The following is a 24,654-nucleotide window of genomic DNA, read 5'->3' on the forward strand; positions in this document are numbered from 1 at the left end:
TAGCTTAGCCCCAAAGGGCATTAGCCAGAATAAACACCAAGGCAGACAAGAGCATGGTAACCGGCAGTGTCAGTACCCAAGCTAATAAAATCTGCTTAATGGTTTGGCTTTGTAAGCCTGAGCGATTGGCCACCATAGTGCCCGCCACCGCCGAAGACAGAATATGGGTGGTTGAAACCGGCATTCCCGTCACGCTGGCGATCCCAATCGATGCCGCCGCCGTCACCTGCGCCGCAATACCTTGGCTATAGGTCATCCCCGAGGAGCCAATCTTCTCGCCGACCGTATAAACAATGCGGCGCCACCCCACTAAGGTGCCACAGCCCAGAGCCGTCGCTATTGCCACTATCACCCACAAAGGCGCATATTCAGTCGATTTAGCCAGATCCTTACGCCATTTATTGAGTGATGTTAACTCTTTGGCGGGCAGGTCTAATTTTGCCACCTTGCGCGCGGTATCATCGATACAGAGCAGCAAGCGGCGCACCTCTCGACGTTCTTCGACACTCATCTCTTGAAAACTACTGGCCTTATCTAAACGGCGGTCGAGCTGTGACATGGCCGGTAATACGGTTTGCGCCGAGCAATGGCTCAGCAAACTGTCACTCGTATTAACCTGTGCTTGCACATCCACAAGATCGCTAATCACAGCTTGATTGCGGCTATAAATCGCCATAATACGACGATTAGCATCTTGCGTTCTCGCCAAATCATAGGATTGGCTACTCATGTCGAGGGCAAAATACGCCGGCGCCATACAGATCAGCACCAGCATCACTAAACCAATGCCCTTTTGGCCATCGTTAGAACCGTGGGCGAAGCTCACCCCCATGGCCGAGGCTATCAAACTGACGCGCGCCCAGAACGGCGGATGGCGTTTACCATTAATCTGAAATTGTTCATCGGGGGTACGGTGGATCTTGTGCTTTTGCCACACTAACTTCATTAGCAATAACAGTATCCCCGCCAGCACAAATCCCAGCGTGGGCGAAATGATCAACGACAGCATAATTTGCGTGGCTTTGGTGAGATTAATGCCATGCAGTACAGGTTCATTGTGTATCCAGGCGAACGCGCCGCCAACCCCCATAATCGAGCCAATCAGGGTATGGGAACTGGAGGCCGGAATGCCAAAATACCAAGTCCCTAAGTTCCAAATAATGGCCGAAAAGAGCAGTGAGAACACCATCAACAGCCCTTGGGTTGAATCCATTCCCAGTAAAGAATCGACGGGCAAGAGATGCACTATTGCATAGGCGACGCCAAGTCCACCGAGCAGCACTCCGGCAAAGTTGAACAGGGCTGAAGAAATCACCGCGAGGTTGGCAGGCATTGCCTTGGTGTAGATGACAGTGGCAACAGCATTGGCGGTATCGTGGAAACCATTGATAAATTCGTAGGCCAGCACAAATAACACCGCCAGCACTAAAGCTACCGACCAACCCAGGCCGATAGAAGTCAATATCTCAAACATGAATCGCTAACCTATAACGAGGACGCCACAGATTACGCCTAAGGTTGGCCTCTTTGACAGTGAAAAATTATTTAGATTTGCAAAAAGTGAATCAGTCCTCAATAACTCCGTATCAGGCTTGCATTTAACAAATCCGCTAATGCAAAAACGCCAGCACAGGGCTGGCGTTTTAAGATTTAACACTGAGTCACGGCTTACTGCAGATGACCGGCGTTATGCAGCTCACGTTCGTTCACTGGTGGTGGTGTCCACTGGTACATCCAGGTCTCAGTTAACGGCTGACCATCTACCTCTAAGTAAACTCTGAGGTTAATCGGCTCTACGCTATCTTCTGGCGGCACTAGGTCAAACATAGCGCGGTAACCGTTGATCGCATGTTGTGGGCGAGCAGATTCGATTTCTACACGCCCCTGAGAGGTCGAAATCACCGCTTTCACTTGGGTATCTTTACCCAGCATAGGTAAGGAACCACCAGCAAAATCAATCACGAAGCGCTTGCTATAGTACTTACGCTTTTGACCAACCACACCACCAATACCAGTAAAGGTATCGACCACACGAGCACGGGGAGACTGCACGGGTGGAATACCGCCCCAGTACATGTTGTAGCTGTAGAGTAACTCTTGCCCCGGTTGAATGGGCTCTGCAGGGTTCCAAAACGCCACGATATTGTCGAAGGTTTCATCCAGTGTTGGAATTTCCACTAACTGCACCGAACCTTTACCCCAGTTGCCAGTTGGCTCAATCCACAGGCTTGGACGCTTCTCGTAGAACACGCCATCATCTTGATAATGGTCGAAGTTACGGTCGCGCTGCATTAAACCAAAGCCCTTTGGATTCTCATCGCTATAGGCATTGAAACGCAAGTTGCTTGGGTTGCCCAGCGGACGCCAAATCCATTCACCGTTCCCCGTGTGCATGGCAAGACCGTCTGAATCGTGGATCTCTTGACGCCAGTCGTAACCAGTGCGGCGATCGTTTTCACCCACCATGTACATACTGGTCAGTGGTGCAACGCCTAAACGTTCGATGGCTTTACGCGGGTAAATCGCCGCATCAACCTTCATTTTTAAACGCTCACCCGGCTCGATATCAAAACGGTAAGCCCCTGTTACACTTGGTGAATCTAACAGAGCGTACACAGTCGCAATATTAGAACCCGGTTGTGGTTTCTCTAACCAGAAACGGGTAAACATAGGAAATTCTTCAGGCTTAGGCAGCGCAGTGTCGACCGCTAAACCACGGGCAGATAGACCATATTGCATTTCTTGACCTACGGCGCGGAAATAGCTGGCACCTAAGAAGGCGACCACGTCACGCTGCCAGTCGGTATTAAACTGCATTCTAAACCCAGCAAAGCCTAGGTCTTTCGGTAGTTGGCTACCCTTTACCTTGGATTTACCGTAATCGAACATGGAAGACGAATATTCGATAAGCTTAGCCTTGCCATTTTCCAATTGGTAAATATGCACAGGCGTATCGAAGTACAAGCCTAAGTGGAATAACTCGGCGCGAAACTCCGAATCATCCTCACGCCACAGGGCGGCTTTTTTCTTGAAATGGAACTGCTGGTAATCATCCCAGCTCATGCCCTGTAAGCTTTTTGGCAACTCGCCCTTATGGCTCACATAGGACTCAGTCGCCAGCGTATGGGCATAGCCTTTCAACCAGGCGTAGCTAAACTCTTCTTCCTGCGGTGCGCTCGCCTTACCCGCTGCACAAGCAGATAAGCTTAACAACACGCTGCAAGTGAGTAGTACACTGCCCACAATGCGTTGTAAACGGCTACGGGTAGACTGAGCTTCCACCGACGGCATCACCATCGGCTCACGATTTAAATGTCTTTGTTCGGGAAATAAATTGGGTTGCATAAGCAGACTCTGATTTGGTGTAACTTCCTGACACTTCTCTGCAAAAGTAAGCAATATTGCAGTGACTGCCCTGTGGAGAACTGTTGATGACAGTGATAACCATACCTCTATCTCCATCAGTTCGCCAGAATCTAACATAATTTCGACGCAATGGAATATGTCACAGTGACAATATTCAATACTGACGCCAGTTTATGAAAATAGTATTAAAAAGGGCTGCAAAATGCAGCCCTTAGCAGTCATAAAACCGGTGAGGTTAAGAGTTTGTATTCAGCACTGTTTTGCGTTTGTTATGGGCAATAATCAAAGCCACTAAACACACCACGCCGACCGCAATCCCCACGGGTTGGCTCAGAGATTGAGGCAAACCTAAACCAATACCCGCCGTCATGATGTAAGAGATGGTCACACAGGTTCCGGCAATCGCAGGCAAACTCACAATCCAATGGAAGCTGCCTCTATCGAACAGATACTTAGTCGCCAACCACAGCACGCTTGTCGATAACAGCATGTTTGAGAAGGCGAAATAACGCCAGATCAAGGAGAAGTCGATCTTAGTCATAAAGTAAGCGATGGTCAGGATAGGCGCCGCCACCAGCAAACGGTTACGCATACTCTGTGGGATGTTAAAGGCGTCGATAATAGTGAGGCGCAGCGATCTAAATGCAGTATCACCCGAAGTAATAGGGAATACAGCCACCGCAATAATCGCCATCACACCGCCTAATACACCAAGATAGCTCGTGGCCACTTGGTTAACGACAAGGCCTGGACCACCTTGGTCGAGTAAGCTCTTAAGCTCAACATAACCACCAGGGAAGGCTGCAATCCCCGCAGTTGCCCACACACAAGCCACAACACCTTCAGCCACCATAGCGCCATAGTAAACGGGGCGGACGTATTTCTCGTTGGTCAGGCAGCGCGCCATGATAGGTGCTTGAGTCGAGTGGAAACCACTGATAGCACCACAGGTAATAGTCACAAACAGCAATGGCCAAATCGGTAAACCGTCGGGGTTAGGCTCGAGCAAGTCATTGTTGTAATGGCTGTGGTTGAAGTAAGCAAACACATCGCCCATTTCGGGTAACTGTGGCGCGCTGATCAGCAGAGCAACCGCAATCGAAGTGGTCATAACGATCATCAACAGACCAAAAGCAGGGTAAAGCTTAGTGATGATCTTATCGATTGGCAGCATAGTGGCTAAGAAGTAATAAGCCAAAATCACTAACACCCAGAAGGTGTTATTGCCAAAAATGGTATCTTTAAAATAGTCGAGGTTACTTAACAGACCCGCTGGGCTCATGATAAACACCACGCCCACGAAGAACAGTAACATCGCAGTAAACAGCAGCATCACGCCTTTAAAGTAGACATTAAAGTAGTGACCAGCGATTTCTGGCAGGCTCTTACCGTCTTCTTTAATGCTTAACACACCCGAGAAATAGTCGTGTACCGCGCCGCCAATAATGTTACCTAACACAATCCAGAGTAACGCCACTGGACCATATAAAGCACCTAGGATAGGACCAAAAATCGGGCCTACACCGGCAACGTTTAAGAATTGGATCAAAAACGCTTTGGCGGGGTGAACGGGCACATAGTCCACGCCGTCTTCGAATCTTGCTTGGGGTGTTTGCGCTTTAGGATCAATCCCTGCTTGGCGCTCAACAAATGGGCTATAAAACTTGTATGCCAGCACTAAGAGCGCAAGGCATAAGAAGAAAATAAACATTATTTAATTATCCATACTTTAGTAGGAGGTGATTAAATGGAGAGTTTCATTGAGTTAGCCAATGAGGTCAAGCCATCAGGTACTAGACTAAAGTCGGGTTGATAAATCTAAATTTACGATAAAACACGTATATCTAAATAGATTTATTAAATAATGTATCGGCTCTCAATATGCCAAAATCTCAGGTAAAGGGCTTTAAGCCTTTGGTTAGTGTGATGGTTTAAGCATCAGCGCAGTACCAACTCGAACAGTGGCGCCGCATCTCCCTTCTCTTGAATTAAAGTATCCGTCTTTACAAATCCGTGTCGCAGCAGCACTCGCTGGGACGCAAGATTATGCTGTGCTACATGGGCAAAAAGCGGCCTTGAGGTCACTAAAGGTAAAAATGCGCTTAAGGTTAAGGTTGCTACCCCGCGCCCCCAAAATGCGCGGTCAATCCAGTAACCAATCATCGCCTGACCATCCATATGCCAATGACCGATATTGCCAACCAGCAAGCCATCGACTTCTATCCCTCGTGCCAGTACCGACGCCTGTCCGAGGATATTTTGCTGCCAATGAAGGTAAAACGCCTCTCGAGCCCGCGAGGGAAACTGTGCCAATTGGGATGCAATCGGATCCTGTTGATGGGTGAAGATCAACTCCAGATCGTCTTGCCCTATGGGCCTCAATGTCACATTCGATACCCGTGTTTGCTTATCCATCCTATATCCCTATTCGATTTAATTTAGTGTCACTCTATTTCGAGACTCGCCGTTAGCTAAAAAAATGGGCGCATAACCAAGCAGAGGTTAGCGCCCTAAGAGGCAAAACAACATCATTAAAACTAACAAAATCACATTAAGGTGGAGAGGGTTAACGCAAATTCAGCACATCACTCTCGAACATTAACTGAAGATCACCGCAAATACGGGCGCGCCCAGCACCATGGCGATTCCGATAAAAATCATGGTCAAACTGGCAATAACGCCCTCTTGCTGGCCTAACTCACTGGCTTTTGCGGCGCCCGCACCGTGGGCCGAAGCGCCTAATGCCACGCCCTTACCTAAAGACGTACGAATGTGCATCAGCTTGAACAGCGGCTCACATACCAACATGCCGATAATGCCAGTGATGAGCACCATCATGGCGGTCAGTTCTGGCACACCGCCAAAGGCGCTTGTCGCCTCCATCGCAAAGGGCGTAGATACCGAGCGCACCAACAAGCTCTTAGACAGCTCGACCGGCAGTGGCACAAATTTCACTAACAGCCAGCTAGAAATCATGCCCAGCAACAATCCCGCTATCACTCCAAGGGCAATAGTCAGCGGATATTGGCGAATAAGTTTACGCTCCCGATAAATCGGCAAGGCAAATGCGATCGTCGCAGGTGCTAACATCGCCATTAACCAATGGGTGTATTCAAAATAAGTGGGCAGTGGAATATCGAGATTAAACACCAAGAGCGTGATCACCACGGGCGCGAGTACAATTGGCGCCAACCACCACACACGGTGGAGCCTATATAAACGCTTGGCCACAAAGTAACAAAATAGCGTTAATAACAAGCTGATAAGTGCCAATCCCGTCTGCGAAAACAGTAATTCAGAAATCGCCGTAGGGCTTAAGTTAAGGCTCGACATTAGGCGGCCTTAGCATGGCGACGTGCATGCTTTTTGATATTGAGTTGACGCTCGAAACGAAATACTCGGTCAACCACAAATCCCGTACCCACCATCACGCACACACTGCCCATGACTAAGGTGAAGAGAATATTCACCCCATATTGCTCAAACAGGCCTTCGTACTTGATAACAGAGATCACTGGCGGAATAAAAAACAGCAGCAACTCACCAATCAACCAAGCGGCACCAAGCTGCACCGCATTTTCAGGTATTAGCTTAGTCGCAAGTAAAATCAGTAAGATACCTAAACCTAAAACACTACCTGGCACAGGTAAATGCGCCCAAGTGGCTAACCAATGGCAGGCTAAAGACAATAAACAAAAGAGGCCAATTTGAGTTAACAATAAAGCCCCATGACGGCATCGACGTATTGCGGCTTGTAGGAAAGACATGCGGTTTCTCGATTTACACCAAAGTTGCTATGGGAATATTTTAGGCTTGCCTTTTCAATAAAAAAAATGAATATTAAGCATGTAATCCATGAATTTTAAGAATGTATTATCGAGGCGAGAATGGATCTTAAAGTGCTGCGTTATTTTATCGAGATCATCGATGCCGGCGGTTTTGGTAAGGCCAGCGAAAAGGTTCACCTCACCCAACCCGCCCTCTCCAAGGCGCTGCGCCAATTAGAGGAAGAACTCGATTTGGTACTACTCGAGCGCGGCAAGCGTGGCACTCAGGTTAAGCTTACCCAAGCGGGAGAAGTGGTCTATCGCCATGGAAAGGAGTTGCTCGCTGGGCGACAACGCATGCTGGCCGAACTCAGTGCCCAGCGCAGTTTAACCGCAGGCGAATTGAAACTCGGTCTTGCGCCACTCGGCAGTGCTGAGATTTTTGCTCCTATCATTGCCAAATATCGCCAGCAATATCCGCAAATTGATATGCACCTGCTGGTGCGCGGCGGCGTGGAGCAAACTTTAGCGATTCAAAAGGGTGAAATTGAACTGGCCACCGGGATTATTAACTTCGACGATGGTTACCACGGCATTCGGGTGTTTAACGATCCCATGGTGGTGGTGCTGCCCAAGGAGAATCCCCTCACCTCACGACCAATGCTGTCGATCCACGACTTAGTCGACGAGCCACAAGTGATGTTTGAAACCGAATACACCTTGTATCAACTGGTATTAACCGCTTGCCAACACGCGGGATTTACCCCTAAAAACATCACTCGAGTCAGCCAAGCCGACTTCGGGATCGCCCTCGTGGCGGCGGGCACGGGCGTGATGATACTGCCGCGCTCTATCGCGCGGCGTTACAGTGTATCGGGAGTGGTGAATATTCCATTGGCGAGTGACGAACTGCGCTGGGAACTATCGCTGTTTTGGCGCAAAGAACAGGTATTGTCCTTTGCGGCAAAAGCGATGATTGCGTTAGTGGAGAAACACTTAACGCAAAAGTAGCTCACTACCAAGGCACGACTAAGCTAAAGCGCACTAAGGTATCGTTATCCCAAGGCAGGATGGGCAAGTAGTCGGGTGAGTGCACACTCTCCTTGGCATAGTGGTCTAGATTGTATTCGGTATGCTCCACATACAGTAACCACTGGCTGCCCTTCTCCCAATAATCCGTATCGTAACTCATGCTGAAGCGATATTGATTTTCAAGCCATTTATCACCATCGTTCCAGTTTTGCGCGGCAAAACTCATGTTTAATTTAGGCGTGATATCAAAACCAAAACTGCCCATTAAGGTGTAAGCGAACTCGCCATTACCAAAATCTCCCCGATCGTAACCACGGGTACGGGGCACGTCGTCATCGATTTCTAAATAGTAATAACCCGCGCCCGCCTTTAACTGGGCCTGCGATTCCTGCCCCTTATAATTGGCGGTTAATTCAGGGAATAGCTTGGCTTGCTTTTCGATAGAACTCACAGTGTTACGTTTACCCTGTAGGTCCACTTGCCATCCGAAGAAGAAGCGAGGATCGATATGGTAGAACTCACCCGAGGCCACATAGTCCGATTTAAACCACACGGGAATATGGTCGGGGTCGAGATCGTCGGTATCAATGTCGATAAACATATCCAGCATGGCGGACAGGTAAATATCCGACGCCGTGGTATGTTCAATCATAATGTTGCCGTTAAATCCAAAGGTATGTGAACTCTCCTGTTCCACAATAAAATCGTGTATCCCCATGGTGTAATGCCACTGGGTCGATTCTTCTGCACTGACCGAAGTTGCTAGACCCAAAAGGAGTGCCGCTGGTGCCAGAGTTAGGTATCTCACATTTCGCTCCATAAATTGCTATTTGATCCTGCATTAAGATTAGATTAACTGGGCATAATTTAATGAAGTTTTTACAATTTTTGTTAGAAATCGTTCATCGCTCACTATTTTAGCCGTAAAAATGAATAAAAAATGATATATCCCGCACAAGTGAAAGCCGAAAATTGCTATTCACGGTCATCCTAAACAATTCACTAACGCTTTAAAAACGTATCGATATCAAACACAGCCAGCGTTGTAATCACAAGTGTTTAGGCATACAGCAATTGCGATCTAGTATGAATTTTTAATCATTTTTAAAGCATAATTATTGACACAAGAGCATCACATCCCTATAGTCGCCACATTGCGAGTCATTCAAAAGAGAGTCTTAAATGAAAAAATCCATGTTATTAGGCGGCCTAGCCCTCACTGCCACCTTGTTGTTAGCTGGATGTGGGAAAAGCAACGATGTTTTAGTGGTTGGCACCAATGCGGCCTTCCCGCCCTTTGAATATGTTGGCGGACAAAGTGGCGACGAAATCAAAGGCTTCGATATTGAGCTTGCCAAACAAATCGCTAAAGATGCCGGCAAGACGCTCAAAGTCGAAAACATGAAATTCGATTCACTGATCGTAGCGCTAAACTCAGGCAAGATTGATTTTATCGCCTCGGGCATGACCATCACCCCTGAGCGCCAAGCCAGCGTTAACTTTTCGGAGCCCTATTACGAGGCGACTCAAGTGCTACTCGTGAATAAAGATAACGACACCATTCATACCCTTGATGACATTAAAGACAAACACTTTGCGGTGCAGCTCGGCTCAACCGCCGATATGATGTCTAAAAAATACACCCAAAATGTCACCGCTTTTAACACAGGCTTCGAAGCCATTATGGAACTGAAGAATGGCAAAGTCGACTTAGTGCTATTCGATAGCGAGCCTGCGGCGAACTATCTGGCGAAAAACCCGGATCTCAAACTGATCAAGCTGGATTTCCCCCCAGAGTTTTATGGCTTTGCGGTATCAAAGCAGCAGCCAGAACTTCTCAATAGCATTAATAACACGCTGAAAAACTTGAAAGAAAGCGGCCAATATCAGGCGCTCGTTTCAGCCCATATCAAGTGATCCCTATGTTAGAAGCAATCAATACTTCGCTGTTTAGCCCCATTGGCGACGACGGCATGATAGGCATACTACTGATCTTAAACGGCTTAAAAGTCACCTTGATTGTGACCTTCTTCGCCATGTTATTAGGCGCAGTATTAGGCGTGGGTACCACACTGATGAAGATGTCATCAAAGTGGTATATCCGCTTCCCCGCAGAGCTTTATGTTGGCGTGATCCGCGGCACGCCAGTGGTGGTGCAGTTAGTAATCCTTTACTTCATCGTGCTGGCCGCATTCGATGTTGATAAGGTGACCGCCGCCATCATCGCCTTTGGTTTAAACAGCGGCGCTTATATCTCTGAGATTATTCGCGCAGGGATCCAAGCCGTCGATAAAGGTCAAACCGAAGCGGCACGCTCGCTCGGCCTGTCACAGGCGATGACCATGAAGCTGATTATTCTGCCGCAGGCGATTAAGAATATTCTGCCCGCGTTAGGCAATGAGTTTATCGTGCTACTCAAAGAAACCGCCGTAATTGGCTTTATTGGCGGGGTGGATTTAATGCGGGCGGGTGAAATTATCCGTAGCCGTACTTTTGAAGACAGTATCCCACTCTTTACCTGTGCACTGATTTACCTGTTCCTGACCTACAGCTTCACATTTATGCTGTCGAAATTCGAAAAGAGGTTGAAGCAAAGTGATTAACATAACCAACCTACACAAAAGTTACGGCGATAACGCGGTCCTTAAGGGCATCAACGAACATATTCGCCAAGGCGAAGTGGTGAGTGTGATCGGCCCCAGCGGCAGCGGTAAAAGCACCTTTTTACGTTGCATCAACCTGTTAGAAAAACCCACCCAAGGGGATATTGAAATCGAAGGGCAATCCATTACCGCTAAAGATGCCTGTGTCGATAAATTGCGGCAAAAAGTGGGCATGGTGTTCCAAAACTTTAACCTGTTCCCCCATAAAACCGTATTGCAAAACATTACCTTAACGCCAGTGAGCCTAAAGTTAATGACCCAAGCTGAAGCCGATAACAAGGCGCTGGCGCTGCTTACTCAAGTGGGTTTGCAGGATAAAGCCAATGCCTATCCTTCGAGTCTCTCGGGTGGACAAAAACAACGGGTTGCTATTGCCCGCGCCTTGGCGATGGAGCCGGATCTGATGCTTTTCGATGAGCCCACCTCGGCACTCGACCCCGAAATGGTCGGCGATGTACTGGATGTGATGAAGGACTTAGCGCAAAAAGGCATGACCATGGTAATTGTGACCCATGAAATGGGCTTTGCACGCGATGTTTCCGATAGAGTCATCTTTATGGATGGCGGCTATGTGGTGGAGTCCAATATCCCCGAGGAATTATTCACCCGCCCCAAAGAAGCCAGAACCCAAAGCTTTTTAAGCAAGGTGCTGCGTTAATTCAAGCAGCGGACATCGATTAAGCTTAATCTTCCACGCCCATTGTTAGTGTTAACTGTGGGCGTTTTATTTACCCTACTAAAGTCTCTCTTGAGTCGTTTGTGAGTTTTTAGGGGCCGTCTGGACCTGAATCCAAAAACTGTGGGAGCTCATCATTTAAATGTAACCAGTTCACTTTGCTTTGACACCATATGTGGTACTGAGGCTCGACTTTTGAACTCTCGTCTAACGTACATATTGTGATATCTATAGTTTTTGGCTCAACTGTCGCCCTAAAAGCTATCTGTGAACCACAATAACGACAGAACTCCCTCTGATATTTTTGACTTGAAGCATATATAGCAGCATCACCACTTGTGTATAAAAAACCAGAAAAGGGAATCGTTAACCAAGCTACCATGGGAGCGCCATTGGCTTTCTGACAAATTTTACAATGACAAAATCCAGCATCAATTGGGATTGCATCAATTGAATATCGTAATTTTCCGCATAAGCATCCGCCATCAAGCTTCATAATATGTCTCGACTTAGTAACGTCCACCTAAGGGGCTGGCAACGCATTACCACTAAACTCAAACACAACGGCCGTAATCACTTCGGCACAATGGGACAGGAAACGCCGCGCGTTAGCAGTTCCCCCTTGAAGCGTTTGTATTGTTATGTGCATATTATTAGTATGCCTTCAATGTGTTAAAAATCTCCATAGACAAGCCAGAAAACACAGTGAAAATTGACTCAGATAACATCTTGGCATTGTCGAAATCGGGACTGGCAAGCATTGTAACTTCAAAGATTGACCATTCTGGCATGACATCTTGGTTCACCCACTTAATGCCTTGTAACTTTTCCCAATAACTAATCTGAACATCTTTTGTTTGTCCCAACAACCAAAGCTCGAAGCGCACCTCTTGATGGTTTAGTACGATCGCTAACTTGAGTTTGTGTTTTTTAAGGAAATCGTTTTGCAAATAAAAATAAGTAAAGTCGATATAACCATGCAGTACATTTGCAACTAAGTATTCGCCTTTGTAATGTTTATCAAATTCAGTTCTGAGATTTTGTACGATTCCAACAAGGCTTTGATATGTTTTTTGGAGCTCCCCATTCGCGAACGCTTTTCTGTACGCTGGAATTCGAGCATTTAAACTTTTTTCATCTGGCATATCCTTGTCCTCTAAACTCTGCAGGCACATAACGCCAAATTAAGTGGTGAACAACGCCACCACCCAACCTAACGCATTCTACCGTAAACGCTAAATTTGAAGTAGAAGCAAAAGTGCCAAGCGTTGAGAATCCCTCTTAAATTGCTTGTTATAAGCCATTTGTCGCTGTAAACCAATTACTTATGGTAACATACTCATGTTTATCGCATATTACTTGGTTAGTTACATGGCTGATTTAACCACACTAGAAAAGAAGAAATTAGAACGCTACTTCGGTATGGAGAGCGGGTACTTTAGTAATTTTTCCAATAACTCTCTAGAGCTATTCGTTGCGGAGCACTTAAGCATCGAGATCTATGACGAAAAGTACAACCTTGGGTCTGGTTCAAAAGCAAACAGAGTAAGAGCCTTGTGGCAACTAGAAAGCAACGATGTCATTGCGAAATTTCTCACTGCAGTCATGGAACAGGATGACTTTGAGAAAGATAATTCTTACTCATACACTGGCAATACCAATGAGACTTTGAAACAAGAGTGCTTAGAAATTATTGCGAGACTCCAAGGAACCACACCGCAACCGCAACCGCAACCGCAACCGCAACCGCAACCGCAACCGCAACCGCAACCGCAACCGCAAAATTCGATCACTGAACCAGCACAAGCGCAAGCATTTAATTGGTCAACACCTCCGATGAAAAAGAAAGTATTCATAGTTCATGGTCATGATGAGCTAACTAAAGAAAAGGTAGCTAGATTTATTTCCCAAGTAGGCTTAGAGCCAATTATCTTGCATGAACAAGTTAGTGGAAGCCAGACGATCATCGAAAAAATTGAACGTTACGCTGACCAAGTCTGCTTTGCTATCGTACTGTACACTCCTTGTGATAGAGGCGCGAAAGCCAGTGAAAGAACACCTATGTTCCGAGCTAGGCAGAATGTCGTTTTTGAACATGGATATTTCATCGCTAAGCTGGGACGAAGCAAAGTTACAGCCATCGTGAAAGGTAACATAGAGCTACCAAATGACTTTAGCGGAGTGGTATACGTTCCATTCGATGAGAGTGAGGCGTGGAAACTATCACTAGCTCGTGAAATGAAAGGTGCTGGGTGCGAAATCGACCTCGCAGCCCTAGTCTAATATGCCTAAAGCCAGTGGAGCTAACTACTGGCTTATAACATTTTATTCGTGCGCATGCGCGTTTACCCCGTTAGACCAGTAAAAACGCGCAAGGTTAACTATCTGTATGCAAAGAACTTATCAGCTTTCTGCCAAATACTCCATCTGGAAAAGTGCGCATGCGCGTTTTCCAAAGCTATTAACTAATTTGGTGTAGCTATATGAAATTGATTCTAAATGAATTTGACAATTTCAGATTGGAAAAATGCACAAATTAATGAGTTTAAAACGTGAAAAGCGACTTAAAAAAGCCTTGTGACCATTTGAGCTCTTTCAAACCCAAAGGGTCACAAGGATATTGTTTATTAACTCTTCCAGACTAAACCAAGTTTTTCAGCCTCTTGCCAACTTAGCCTCTTTGAAACGATGCTATGCAAAGAGACCTCTGTTAACAGAAATACTTTTTGATTAATTTCAGGTGGTTGAGAGTGAATAACCAGCTTGTTATTGGTATCAAGCTTAGACCATAGTTGATTGTCTACTATGTAGATGTAAGCACCTTTTAGCTCTGCGGAATACTCATCTGCCAGCAACTGTAACCATCCACTCGCCCGACGCAATCCTTCCTCACCTTCGAGTTTCGAAAGTTCAGATATCGTTTTAGCGTTCAGCGCTTGTTGAGTCGCCATTGCAACATCGAGTGCCCCTGGGTAGCTTTCTGAAAAAGGGTTAGCAAACTGACCGTCGTAGGAGCAAGCCCAACTTATTGGGCTTGCGCTAAACGAACAGACTGCTGTCAAAAAAGCAGCCATTAGTTTCATTTTCAAGCCTCTTGCTAAGGAGTGACAATATTGAACCAGAAATTGAAGTTATCCAGCATTCCAACGAAATCCTTGAACACTTCTTTATCCCCATTCAATTGAATATCCCCATTCGCAATCGCTTTTTCCAAGGTGATATTACCCAGCTGCACGTCATCCAATACTGATTTTTTCAGTGTGAGCGTCACGTTTGGTTTATCGGATTGTTTCTTAGTATGAATGAGTACTGAGTCCTCCAGATACAAGGTGTATTTCTCATTTAAATCTGTAAAGTTCAGATTTATTGCAAAATTCTTACCTTCTGCTTTTTCGGGTAAAATACGTACCGCGAGATAATCAAACAGCATCTCAGGCGGCATATTTTTGATAATGTCGGGCGATGCAGTCTGAACTCCGCCAGCCGAAGGGGCGCCATTTCTTAACTCATAAGCACCTTGCAGGTAGACGGAGCGCCAAGGACCCGATTCGGACTGATAACCTAACTGCTCGTAAGCATCTGCCAGCAGTGCCTTGCCTTGTTGACTCTGTGGATTCGCAAAGACGACATGCTTAAGCACTTCGGCAACCCAACGATAGTTACCTTTATCGAAGTCTGCCTGCGCTTTATCAATTGCCGCTTTCTCCCCCCCCATATACTCAACGTATTTCACCGCGGCATCCGTAGGTGGCAAATTGTTCAGATCTGAGGGATTACCATCGTACCAACCCATGTAGCGTTGATAGACGGCACGACTGTTATGGCGAAGCGTTCCGTAATAGCCGCGAGTATTCCAGTTATTTTCTAATGATTTTGGCAAGGTAATGATTTCTGATATTTCTTCACCCGTGTAGCCCTGGTTCATTAAGCGTACTGTTTGGTCATGGGTATATTTATAGATGTCACGCTGCTTCTTAAAGTACTCAACAATGTCAGCATTTCCCCAAATCGGCCAATGGTGGCTTTGGAACTTGACCTTAACGTCCCCTCCCCACATCTCAATGGTATCCTGTAAATAACCAGACCATTTCAAGGCGTCGCGAACTTGCGCGCCGCGCAACGTCAGAATGTTATGCATGGTATTGGTTGAGTTTTCGGCCATCCACAGCGCCTTTTTATCTGGAAACCAAGTGTTCATTTCCGTTGGCGCTTCGGTGCCAGGCGTATATTGGAAAACCATTTTGACCCCATCAACCGTCATTTCATCGCCGGTTTTCTCGATGATATCCGTAGGTTCGATGAGTGTGGCTAAACCTGTTGAAGTGGTTTGGCCCAGACCACCGTTCACACCACCAAATTCATTTCGAGGCAATAAAGCGCCGTACATGAAAATTGCACGGCGTCCCATAGCATTACCGGCGATGACGTTTTCAGAAACCGCATGCTCGGTGAATCCATGCGAGGCGATAATTTTGACCTTACCGGCCTTAACGTCCTTTTCATCGACAATGCCGCGTACACCACCAAAATGGTCAATATGACTATGGCTATAAACCACAGCCACGACGGGACGCTTACCGAGTTTTTCATTGACAAAATCTAAGGCTGCTTTAGCCGTTTCTTGGGAGATAAGAGGATCAAAGACAATCCAACCCGTTTTACCTTTGATAAAAGTGATGTTACTGAGATCATAGCCGCGGACCTGATAGATACCATCGGTGACTTCAAATAGACCATTGATCATGTTCAGCTGTGCGTTACGCCACAGGCTTGGGTTGACACTATCAGGGGCAGGATTGTTGAGGTCGATATACTTTTTGTACTGTTCTAGATCCCAGACGACATCTCCTTGTTCGTTCTTAATGGTCACGACATCTTGTTTCGCAATAAGACCTTTCTGAGCGTTCTCAAAGTCTTTTTTATCACTAAAAGGCAAGGATTGTTTGACCGAGTTATTTGCGTCTATCGTTGCCTGAGTAGCAGGTTTTGACTCTGCCGCACTGACCCCGGAAGAAACCATCGCTGCTATAACTAATGTTGTTACTAACTTCATGCAATACTCCTTATTGCTTGCTATCAAAAGAACTTAATAAGCCTAGTACATCAATGTTCTATTGCAAAAAATAGCGATATTCCTTACCTAATAATGACATATACAAGATAGAGAATAGATTCTAAGAAAATGCTTACCTTCGAGGGATTTTTACGACAGGAAAGGAGAAAGGCCATAAATTTGCTTTGGGATACATTCATCTTCATTTTTCCTTACTCGTTATTCAGCCCTGCTTTAAAAATCTGCTTTAGGCCGCACAACTTCTAATGCAAACCCTTGGCAGTTTCAAAAATATTTTGAAACTGATAGCCGTTTTGATCACATTGTTTTTTGCCTAAACCCGCTTAAAATGCTGAGGTTGAATTTGTATTCCTAGATGATTTGGAGCCGTTACATGAGTGATTTAAGTTTTCTCGCTAAAAAGCGTTACACCACTAAGGCCTTTGATCCAACCAAGACAATTCCTGCCGACAAGATTGCCGAAATCAAAACCTTACTGCAGTTCAGCCCATCATCGACGAATTCGCAGCCTTGGCACTTTGTGCTAGCAAGCACGACAGAAGGTAAAGCCTTGATCGCAGAATCGACCGAGAACTACGCCTTTAATACTCAAAAAATTCTTAATGCTTCCCATGTGGTAGTGCTCTGTACTCGCACTCAACTCGATGAAGCCCATTTACTGCAAGTGCTAGAGCAAGAAGCCAAAGATGGCCGTTTTGCCAATGATGAAGCCAAGCAAGCTCAGCACAATGGCCGTTCCTTCTTTGCCAATATGCACAAGAATGAATTGAAAGATGCTCAGCATTGGATGGAAAAACAAGTCTACTTAGCACTAGGCACATTGATGTTAGGTGCGAGTGTGCTCGATATCGATGCTTGCCCTATCGAAGGTTTCGATGCGGTTAAACTCAATCAAGTCTTAGGCCTGCGCGAAAAAGGTTTCTGTGCTTCTGTCGTAGTCGCTCTAGGTTACCGCGCTGAAGAAGACTTCAACGCTAAGTTACCTAAGTCACGTTTAGCGCAAGAGATTATCTTTACCGAGATCTAATCTGCCCATAAATTATAAAAGCCCTTGTTTTACTTAGTTAAAGCAAGGGCTTTTTATTGCCTTATTCAATTATCCCTACGACAACATAACTAGAGTGAAAACCAACCAAAGTCGGAGTGACCTCGGGGTAAATTGCTCTAGAATCCTTCTTTGCCTACACTTTTCCTCTATGGCATAGTGTATTCCAAGCTCAGTAACGACTCGTCGTCAAAATAAGATAAAAGCATTTAAAATCTTATAGATAGTGAAACCTTACTTTTAATCACACTCGCTTGATAACAACTTAGGATGGGACAGTCAGTATGCTACTCGCTAAACCTTCACTCAGTGCAGAAGCTCAATCGGCAACGCTCTCGACCACTAAGGGCGATAACCCGTTAATCTGGCCAGTGTTATCCGTGTTACAAGCCTCTAATCAAAGCTGGAAAATCCATCACCTCGCTACCGAACTGCAAAATCGCGGGCTAATTCATCCGTTAGATGAAAACCCGGGTAATGATTTGTTTAAACGCAATTTTTTACTGATGAATGCCCTGTTCGAACTGCAAGAGATCCTGATGCCAAAGCAATGGCTGCAAGTCAAAGCGATGGAGATCCAGATTTTCCGCCTCGTGCCTTCCAACGTTAACCTATTGATAATGGAAGATACTTCCCTACGGGAATACTATCTTGACTGGAATAACTACGACACCAGTGAAAACGTAGTACGCGAATTATTGGAAGCCTTCTGGAGCAGTTATAAGAGCTATATTGGCCTGAACGTGAACTTAATGCATAAGGGCCACGCCCTGAGGGTATTCGAGTTAGATGAGAGCGCCACCCCTAGGGACATCCGCAAACAATGGCGCCGTTTAGCGCTGAAATGGCATCCCGATAGACCCGAGGGCGATGCGGCGCGTTTCCGTGAGGTCTGTGAGGCTTGGCAATCCCTGCGGGATATTGCTTAAGTTTTTCTTTTTATATCTGTGATCCCCTTTGCAGTCTGACAAAGTTCTCTGCCTAAACTCCCGCGGGATCACAGATTTAGTCCAATATCTACCAGCTATTTCAGCGATAATTAAGCATCCCAAACTAACCTAAAACCATATACACGCTGGTATAACGCGAGCGTAACTCCAAGACTGAAATCACCTGAGCCACCTTAGTCCACTTAGGTAGGTACAGCGCATGCAATTGATGCGGTGAATTCACTCTAACCGAATTTGAGGGTTCTATGATCAAACCAATCGCCTTGGCTGTCGCCTTAATCGTTGCACCATTTAGCACCTTTGCCGCCAACTATGTTGAAGGCACGCACTACACGCAAATCTCTGACAAAGCACCAAGCAGTGAGCCAAAACTGACCGAGTTTTTTTCCTTCTACTGCCATAACTGCTTCAATATGGAAACCAACTATCTGCCCGAAATCAAAGCGAATCTAAGCAAAGACATCGCATTTGACACTAAGCATGTCGACTTTATGAACAGCGACATTGGCACCGAAGTGATGCGCTCACTGGCAGTTATTCATGAGTTAGATAATAAAGACGCCATCGCCCATGCCATGTTTGCCGCCATCCAAGGTGAAGCAGGCGCAAATGGCCACGACCACAGTGCGCCGGGCCATAAGCATGAACCGCAAATCAACAGCCGTGACGACATTAAGCAAGTCTTTGCCAAGTTTGGTATCGATGCAGCCCAGTACGACAAACTTGCCGACAGCAAGACCACTGATGAGAAACTGGCCCTATGGCGTGCCCAGCAGAATCAATTTCGCGTTGAAAGCGTGCCAGCCTTTATCGTTAACGATAAATATGCGGTTAACTTAAGCAGTATCAGAACCTTAGATGAGCTGATTGGTTTAATTAACTATCTGGCCGTTGAGAAAGATGCTCAGGCGCCTAAGAGTTCAGGCGGCAGCTTAAACTGGTTATTCTTAGCATTTGCCGCCGTTATCGCCCTTGGCCGCCAAAAGCGTTTGAGCTAAGGCTCGGTTGACGAGCAGCCAATAAAAAACCAGCAGAGATGCTGGTTTTTTATTATGTGTTGATTACCAGATTAACGACTATGGGAAGTTACGCTCGGCAACCCCTTTCGCCGTAACAGTCACCCCAGTTTCTGCTGCGTGAATAAAGAAAGGCGCTTCCACATCATCGGCATTGTTACTCACATCAGGGTCATCATTTTGCGCTAAGCAGGTATAACCTAAGCTGTAATCCCCTGCGACCACAAAGCCAAATTCATAATCGTGGCCGATGACTTGGCCGCTTGTATCGGTGACATCATTCACCCGAGCCGCCGCAATAGGCGCAATCTCAGTGGCTGTGTCGGCTTCGGTTCTGAAATCCTTCATCTGCTCCAGCGTGGTATTGGCAGGATACAAATAAACCGCTGGCGAGAATACCGAACCACCCGCAGCGACTTCACAGCCTTCCATCACAGTAGCGCCAACTGTGCCTTTAATCGCGCCCACTTCGGACTGATTAAATAATTGCACTGAAGTCGGTTTGAGCGTCCAGTAATCTTTGTTGCCATGGGGATCCTGTAAACCTTGGCTTAAATCAAACTCGGCAACAAAGCTGTTGACGCCCGCCGCGATGGTGAATTTCTTATTGAAAAACAATCGGCCCGTATCACTTTCTTCTGCGCCCACACCACCGCATGAACCATTGCTGTTGGTCGTTAAGCCATAGAGAGTGTCATCGAAGGTTTGTACGTGGGAGCTTTCGCTATTCGCCACTGTGCTGTTCTTCATATACAGGCACATTTGGTATTCGCCCACGGGGATGGATTGCCCGCTCACCAACGTTTCTACCGCACTACCTTGAAACTCCAATAAGTCAACAAATTTAAGCTCACCATTTGGGGTGACATTGAACGAGTAGCTACCGGTGTCGTTCTTTAATACCACTTGTCTGAATGCAATCGTGACCGATTTTGCATCGGCAGGATTATCGGATACGCCTAAGTTAAAGGTCGCCATTTGGGTGGCAGGTTCGTCCGAGTCAGAACCACCGCAACCAAACAGCAAACCTGTCAACGCTATCGCTAGAGCACTTTTTTGAATATTCATAGGATACCTTCATTAGTCTTCCAAAAAATTCTCAACGTCGTCATACCTCACCCATGAGCACACTTCAGTAACGCCAAAGCATGAAAACATCGGCTCAAACGAGCTAGGTTGACGTGTAGAGATAAGTCTAGGGCTGAGTGTGCAGCTTGTCGATGAACGTACGCTGAACGCTTAAAATCCGTTCAACCGAGGAATATTAAGAAGAAGGTGTTGGGCTAGATGCTAAAGCAGGCCAAATTCTGAAGCGTAACTGACCATAATCGTTTGTTATTGCCTAATAAATTCAATAATGTGAGTTGCAGCCAAAACCAAGTGAACCACTAAAAAGCCAATAAATGCATCGGCGCAAATTTGATGGTAACCACGCCATGTCATCGCGAGCGGAGTGCCTTGATAGAAAAACCACACCGCGCCCGTGACGCCCGTAGCGACCAGCAGCAACATGCCAATACCTTCAACCGTGCTGAACAAACCTTTGCCACCGGCGACCGGCAATTTTCCCTTAAACAGTCCTTTGATATCCTGCGTGAGTTGCCCCCAATCCCCCACCAGCCAAGCAAAGTATTGATGCCATTTTCCTTGCAGACTGTTACGCAATAAAAATAGTATCCCTAATGCAGCAGCAATTAATCCAAGGTAAACATGCAGGTAATCCCAGAGACTGGCATTGGCGCGCAGGCTTCTACCGATAAAAATCCACGGGCTGGTACAGACGAGTAGCCCCACGGATAGCACAATCCACAGGTGCAAACGTGCCAACACAAAATCGAATATCTGGGTTACTTTTGCCGACATAGTGGGTTTCACCTTAATAGCAAAGCTTCACGGCTGGCTCGCTCAGGCTTGATGGATCTGTAGGCCGAATTCATCCACTTTTTGCCAATCAGTGTATTCCACATTGGTGACAGGGTCCGTTGGGCCTTTAGTTAACCACATGATAAAACGGATAATATTTCTATCGAATGCATTATAACCTTGGTAATTCAGATTACCGCCAAACACTTGCAACAACGTTGGGCGCCAAGTGGTTTTGCTTAAAAACGCCTGCATGTAGGGATTGGTTTCTGGGGTGTTTTTCTCTGGTTTACGAGCGACTAGACTCACAGAGAAAAACCCGCTCACCTTTTGCGAGAGGATCTTTTGATGCTTTTGGATAAATTCGTATAACGCAGGATTATGTTTTCCGTGGCGAATACTAGCGCCAATAATGATCTTATCGAAGGATTCCATCGCCGGAACAGCCTTAATATCCGCAATCACCACAGAATTACCCAACTCCTTGAGTTGCTGCGCCAATTGATTGGTAATTTTGCGAGTTTGACCATGAACACTAGAGAAGATGATCAGAATTTTTTTCACTTAAGCCTCGATTATCTCAACAAAAATAAGAAAAAGCGGCCAGAAGAAAAACAAAGAACGGCGGCTTTATGTTGACCTAAACAAACGAATTAACTCAGCTCCTATGACTCATTCAACCACTGCGATAATCAAACACCCGAAGAGTCGCTTCTTTGATGCACGAGTCAAATAGAGGCTGTTTAGGTTTACCACGCAAAAAGCAAACTGCCTATTACGATATTGCATACTAGGTGATTTAGTCACCTATTTACATGAAATAGATCACGGGCTTAGCGCCAAATGCACGCTGGATATACGGTAATTCTAGCTTGCTCACAAAAATAAATATCTGCGACCTTGGGAGCAAAATGTTACAAAATCAGCAATTGGTGCCATTTCTTATCGCTAGCGAATAACAGGTAAAAGCATTAGCATTTGTTGACTTATCGCCTGAGTATCCACCCCATGAAAACACCCCAAACCGCCAATCCCAAAGCACTACTGCTGTGGATGACGTTTGTTATGTCGCTCGTCTTTGCCGTCTGGCAAGCCCTGTTAAATAACTTTGTGATAGAAAAAGCCCAATTCACTGGCGCCGAAATCGGTATGCTGCAAAGCCTAAGGGAAATCCCCGGCTTCTTGGCCTTTACCGCCATTTTTGTGTTGCTGTTAGTCCGCGAGCAAGCCTTTGCTTTGCTGTCATTAGCCTTGTTATGCATAGGTGTAGCAATTACTGGCTTTTTCCCGCAGGTACTGGGTTTATATCTCACCACAGTCTTGATGTCGGTTGGATTCCATTATTTTGAAACCATTAACCAATCCCTCACACTACAATGGGTCGATAAACAAGACACTGCAGCATTTATGGGCAAAGCGCTGGCATGGCGCTCGGCGGCGGCCTTAGTCGGCTATGGCAGTATTTGGATAATAATGACCTGGCTAAAACTAGATTACTGGCATATGTATTTGATTATTGGTGTATTAGGTTTACTGATGACGATCAGTATGAGCCTGTACTACCCACAGTTTGAAACCCATGAAGTACAGCATAAAAAAATCATCCTACGTAAACGCTACTGGCTGTATTACCTGTTAACCTTCTTCTCTGGCGCCCGTCGGCAGATTTTTATGGTATTCGCTGGCTTTATGATGGTCGAGAAATTCGGCTACAGTGTCAGTGAAATCACCGCCCTTTTCCTAATCAACTATGTGGTAAACCTATTATTTGCTCCTGCAATTGGCCGCTTTATCGGCCGTATTGGCGAACGAAATGCCCTCACGGTGGAATACATTGGACTGTTTTTCGTATTTGTCAGTTATGCGCTTGTCGAGCAACCCCATATGGCCGCCGCCCTCTATGTAATTGACCATTTGCTGTTTGCGATGGCGATTGCCATGAAAACCTACTTTCAAAAGATTGCCGATAGCAAAGATATTGCGGCCACCATGTCGGTCAGTTTTACCATTAACCATATCGCGGCTGTGATTATCCCTGTGCTCTTGGGCTTACTGTGGCTGAGCGATCCCGCCCTTGTCTTCTACATTGGCGCCGGATTTGCGGTCTGTTCCTTAATATTAGCCCTCAATGTACCGCGCCATCCGTCACCCGGGAATGAAACCAATTGGGCTTGGTCTGCTAAATCCATAGAAAAACCGAGTCTCGACAGTTAAAAAGTGCCCGCAGCGTAATAAAAGCAATCCAGCGCAGAGACTTAAGGATTGCAATCGACTAAGCTGGAAGCATTTCGCGAAGGTGGGCTTGCCTCACCTGCGGTGCTAACAACACAACTAGGTGAGACAGGATTAAGGCATGAAAGATTCAGATATTTTAATGCTTGCGGATGAAGCGGCTCCCGCTGCCGAGGTCTCTGCCCGTAAAAAGGCTCTGGTACTGGGTCGCCAACTCGGTCTCGCCAGTGAGCAGGAATATCGTCCCGCCAATGCCTCGATTGCCGAACGTGCCCAGTACAGAGAGCGTAAACTCGCCAGCCAATATCAGGCCAATGTCGAAACCATTTTCGCCCTCGCCTTGAGCTACACCCCATCGGATGTTACCGGGGTCGATCTGGACCCCGACTGGAGCCATCAATTTTTTTTGATGGCGGAGCAAATCCACAACCGCAAAATGCAGGATCTGTGGGCGCGCATCCTCTCCAGTGAAATCGTCAATCCGGGTAACTTTAGCCTGCGTACCTTAGCACTGCTCAAGCAATTAACTCACAGAGAAGCGCAAATCCTCGAAAAGGCTCTCGGTATGGCGGCCAAGGTGAATAATGAGCAGCGCTTAAAGCTGATCAGCGGCTATCGGCTTACGGGCGGACTCGGCCAATATTTTCGTAAGAACTCTAGCGTGACTCTCGGCTTATCCCAATTTGGTCTGCCCTACTCCAGCATTCTCACCTTAGTCGATGCGGGGATCTTGCACAGCAGTGAGTTTGAAACCGGTTTACTCAACAGTAAAACCCCCATTCAACTCACCATGCCTGGCATTCAAATGAAGCTCACTCCCAAAAGTGGTAACTTACTGTTTAGCTACTATCGATTAACCCCGATTGGCGATGAGCTGGCGCAGCTTGTGTTACCCAAACAGGACCAAGAATACCTCAAGGCACTTCAAGCCCTGTTTGCCAAGGATTTCAAAATTGAGTAATAAGATTGA

The 24,654-nt window shown here is 46.3% G+C and carries 24 protein-coding genes; 10 read left to right on the plus strand and 14 right to left on the minus strand.

Annotation, left to right across the window (positions count from 1 at the left end; all coding sequences use genetic code 11):
* Positions 1-4 precede the first annotated feature (4 nt).
* From SHEWMR4_RS15975 to SHEWMR4_RS16000, 6 genes are all read right to left on the minus strand, one after another.
* Complete coding sequence (locus SHEWMR4_RS15975) at positions 5-1,474, minus strand: inorganic phosphate transporter (RefSeq protein ID WP_011623789.1); 1,470 nt, start codon at positions 1,472-1,474, stop codon at positions 5-7.
* Positions 1,475-1,668: 194 nt separating this feature from the next.
* Positions 1,669-3,345 carry a glucan biosynthesis protein gene (locus SHEWMR4_RS15980; protein WP_041408853.1) on the minus strand — a complete coding sequence of 559 codons (1,677 nt, stop codon included), beginning with the start codon at positions 3,343-3,345 and terminating at the stop codon, positions 1,669-1,671.
* A 256-nt stretch (positions 3,346-3,601) separates the two neighbouring features.
* Positions 3,602-5,077, minus strand: coding sequence for a carbon starvation protein A (locus SHEWMR4_RS15985; RefSeq protein WP_011623791.1), 1,476 nt, complete (start codon positions 5,075-5,077; stop codon positions 3,602-3,604).
* Positions 5,078-5,304: 227 nt separating this feature from the next.
* Positions 5,305-5,781, minus strand: a complete 477-nt coding sequence (locus SHEWMR4_RS15990; RefSeq protein WP_011623792.1) for a GNAT family N-acetyltransferase — start codon at positions 5,779-5,781, stop codon at positions 5,305-5,307.
* Between the two features lie 183 nt (positions 5,782-5,964).
* Positions 5,965-6,699, minus strand: a complete 735-nt coding sequence (locus tag SHEWMR4_RS15995) for an LrgB family protein (protein WP_011623793.1) — start codon at positions 6,697-6,699, stop codon at positions 5,965-5,967.
* Complete coding sequence (locus tag SHEWMR4_RS16000; RefSeq protein ID WP_011623794.1) at positions 6,699-7,133, minus strand: CidA/LrgA family protein; 435 nt, start codon at positions 7,131-7,133, stop codon at positions 6,699-6,701. The genes SHEWMR4_RS15995 and SHEWMR4_RS16000 overlap by 1 nt, the downstream gene beginning before the upstream one ends.
* A gap of 120 nt (positions 7,134-7,253) precedes the next feature.
* Here SHEWMR4_RS16000 and SHEWMR4_RS16005 point away from each other — a divergent pair, with 120 nt between their 5' ends.
* Positions 7,254-8,144 carry a LysR family transcriptional regulator gene (locus SHEWMR4_RS16005; protein WP_011623795.1) on the plus strand — a complete coding sequence of 297 codons (891 nt, stop codon included), beginning with the start codon at positions 7,254-7,256 and terminating at the stop codon, positions 8,142-8,144.
* Between the two features lie 4 nt (positions 8,145-8,148).
* On the opposite strand, the gene SHEWMR4_RS16010 is transcribed toward SHEWMR4_RS16005, so the two are convergent.
* A complete protein-coding gene (locus SHEWMR4_RS16010; protein ID WP_011623796.1) occupies positions 8,149-8,973 on the minus strand; it encodes a hypothetical protein in 825 nt (274 codons plus the stop codon).
* Positions 8,974-9,347: 374 nt separating this feature from the next.
* Between SHEWMR4_RS16010 and SHEWMR4_RS16015 the strand changes: the two genes are divergently transcribed.
* From SHEWMR4_RS16015 to SHEWMR4_RS16025, 3 genes are read left to right on the plus strand one after another with little or no spacing between them, the layout of a single operon-like run.
* On the plus strand, positions 9,348-10,082 hold the full coding sequence (locus tag SHEWMR4_RS16015) for a basic amino acid ABC transporter substrate-binding protein (protein ID WP_011623797.1): 735 nt from the start codon (positions 9,348-9,350) through the stop codon (positions 10,080-10,082).
* A gap of 5 nt (positions 10,083-10,087) precedes the next feature.
* Positions 10,088-10,768 (plus strand): amino acid ABC transporter permease, encoded by a 681-nt coding sequence (locus SHEWMR4_RS16020; RefSeq protein ID WP_011623798.1) that lies wholly within the window; start codon positions 10,088-10,090, stop codon positions 10,766-10,768.
* Entirely contained in the window at positions 10,761-11,486 is a 726-nt protein-coding gene (locus tag SHEWMR4_RS16025) for an amino acid ABC transporter ATP-binding protein (RefSeq protein WP_011623799.1), read from the plus strand. Before SHEWMR4_RS16020 ends, SHEWMR4_RS16025 begins: the two co-directional genes overlap by 8 nt.
* A gap of 109 nt (positions 11,487-11,595) precedes the next feature.
* On the opposite strand, the gene SHEWMR4_RS16030 is transcribed toward SHEWMR4_RS16025, so the two are convergent.
* Positions 11,596-12,000, minus strand: coding sequence for a GFA family protein (locus SHEWMR4_RS16030; protein WP_011623800.1), 405 nt, complete (start codon positions 11,998-12,000; stop codon positions 11,596-11,598).
* A gap of 157 nt (positions 12,001-12,157) precedes the next feature.
* Positions 12,158-12,649, minus strand: a complete 492-nt coding sequence (locus SHEWMR4_RS16035; protein ID WP_011623801.1) for a DUF7000 family protein — start codon at positions 12,647-12,649, stop codon at positions 12,158-12,160.
* Between the two features lie 226 nt (positions 12,650-12,875).
* Here SHEWMR4_RS16035 and SHEWMR4_RS16040 point away from each other — a divergent pair, with 226 nt between their 5' ends.
* A complete protein-coding gene (locus tag SHEWMR4_RS16040) occupies positions 12,876-13,787 on the plus strand; it encodes a TIR domain-containing protein (RefSeq protein ID WP_041409130.1) in 912 nt (303 codons plus the stop codon).
* Between the two features lie 344 nt (positions 13,788-14,131).
* Here the strand turns inward: SHEWMR4_RS16040 and SHEWMR4_RS16045 are convergent, their stop codons facing one another.
* Entirely contained in the window at positions 14,132-14,587 is a 456-nt protein-coding gene (locus tag SHEWMR4_RS16045; protein WP_041408854.1) for a hypothetical protein, read from the minus strand.
* A gap of 14 nt (positions 14,588-14,601) precedes the next feature.
* Positions 14,602-16,557 carry an alkyl/aryl-sulfatase gene (locus tag SHEWMR4_RS16050; RefSeq protein ID WP_011623804.1) on the minus strand — a complete coding sequence of 652 codons (1,956 nt, stop codon included), beginning with the start codon at positions 16,555-16,557 and terminating at the stop codon, positions 14,602-14,604.
* A gap of 394 nt (positions 16,558-16,951) precedes the next feature.
* On the opposite strand from SHEWMR4_RS16050, the gene SHEWMR4_RS16055 reads away from it, so the two are divergent.
* The 3 genes from SHEWMR4_RS16055 to SHEWMR4_RS16065 all read left to right on the plus strand — a co-directional run bounded on the left by SHEWMR4_RS16055 (position 16,952) and on the right by SHEWMR4_RS16065 (position 19,571).
* Positions 16,952-17,605 carry an oxygen-insensitive NAD(P)H-dependent nitroreductase NfsB gene (locus SHEWMR4_RS16055; RefSeq protein ID WP_011623805.1) on the plus strand — a complete coding sequence of 218 codons (654 nt, stop codon included), beginning with the start codon at positions 16,952-16,954 and terminating at the stop codon, positions 17,603-17,605.
* 302 nt (positions 17,606-17,907) lie between these two features.
* The gene (locus tag SHEWMR4_RS16060) at positions 17,908-18,552 is read left to right on the plus strand and encodes a DNA-J related domain-containing protein (protein WP_011623806.1); all 645 of its coding nucleotides are present in this window, start codon (positions 17,908-17,910) and stop codon (positions 18,550-18,552) included.
* A 266-nt stretch (positions 18,553-18,818) separates the two neighbouring features.
* Positions 18,819-19,571 (plus strand): DsbA family protein, encoded by a 753-nt coding sequence (locus SHEWMR4_RS16065; RefSeq protein WP_011623807.1) that lies wholly within the window; start codon positions 18,819-18,821, stop codon positions 19,569-19,571.
* Positions 19,572-19,649: 78 nt separating this feature from the next.
* Here the strand turns inward: SHEWMR4_RS16065 and SHEWMR4_RS16070 are convergent, their stop codons facing one another.
* The 3 genes from SHEWMR4_RS16070 to hemG all read right to left on the minus strand — a co-directional run bounded on the left by SHEWMR4_RS16070 (position 19,650) and on the right by hemG (position 22,016).
* Entirely contained in the window at positions 19,650-20,657 is a 1,008-nt protein-coding gene (locus SHEWMR4_RS16070; protein ID WP_011623808.1) for a DUF4382 domain-containing protein, read from the minus strand.
* A gap of 267 nt (positions 20,658-20,924) precedes the next feature.
* Entirely contained in the window at positions 20,925-21,452 is a 528-nt protein-coding gene (locus tag SHEWMR4_RS16075; protein ID WP_011623809.1) for a cytochrome b/b6 domain-containing protein, read from the minus strand.
* A gap of 42 nt (positions 21,453-21,494) precedes the next feature.
* Positions 21,495-22,016, minus strand: a complete 522-nt coding sequence (gene hemG, locus SHEWMR4_RS16080; RefSeq protein ID WP_011623810.1) for a menaquinone-dependent protoporphyrinogen IX dehydrogenase — start codon at positions 22,014-22,016, stop codon at positions 21,495-21,497.
* 444 nt (positions 22,017-22,460) lie between these two features.
* On the opposite strand from hemG, the gene SHEWMR4_RS16085 reads away from it, so the two are divergent.
* Positions 22,461-23,666 (plus strand): MFS transporter, encoded by a 1,206-nt coding sequence (locus SHEWMR4_RS16085; RefSeq protein ID WP_011623811.1) that lies wholly within the window; start codon positions 22,461-22,463, stop codon positions 23,664-23,666.
* A gap of 139 nt (positions 23,667-23,805) precedes the next feature.
* Complete coding sequence (locus tag SHEWMR4_RS16090) at positions 23,806-24,645, plus strand: TIGR03899 family protein (RefSeq protein ID WP_011623812.1); 840 nt, start codon at positions 23,806-23,808, stop codon at positions 24,643-24,645.
* Positions 24,646-24,654 lie beyond the last annotated feature (9 nt).

The sequence above is a fragment of the Shewanella sp. MR-4 genome (assembly GCF_000014685.1).
Classification (GTDB): domain Bacteria; phylum Pseudomonadota; class Gammaproteobacteria; order Enterobacterales; family Shewanellaceae; genus Shewanella.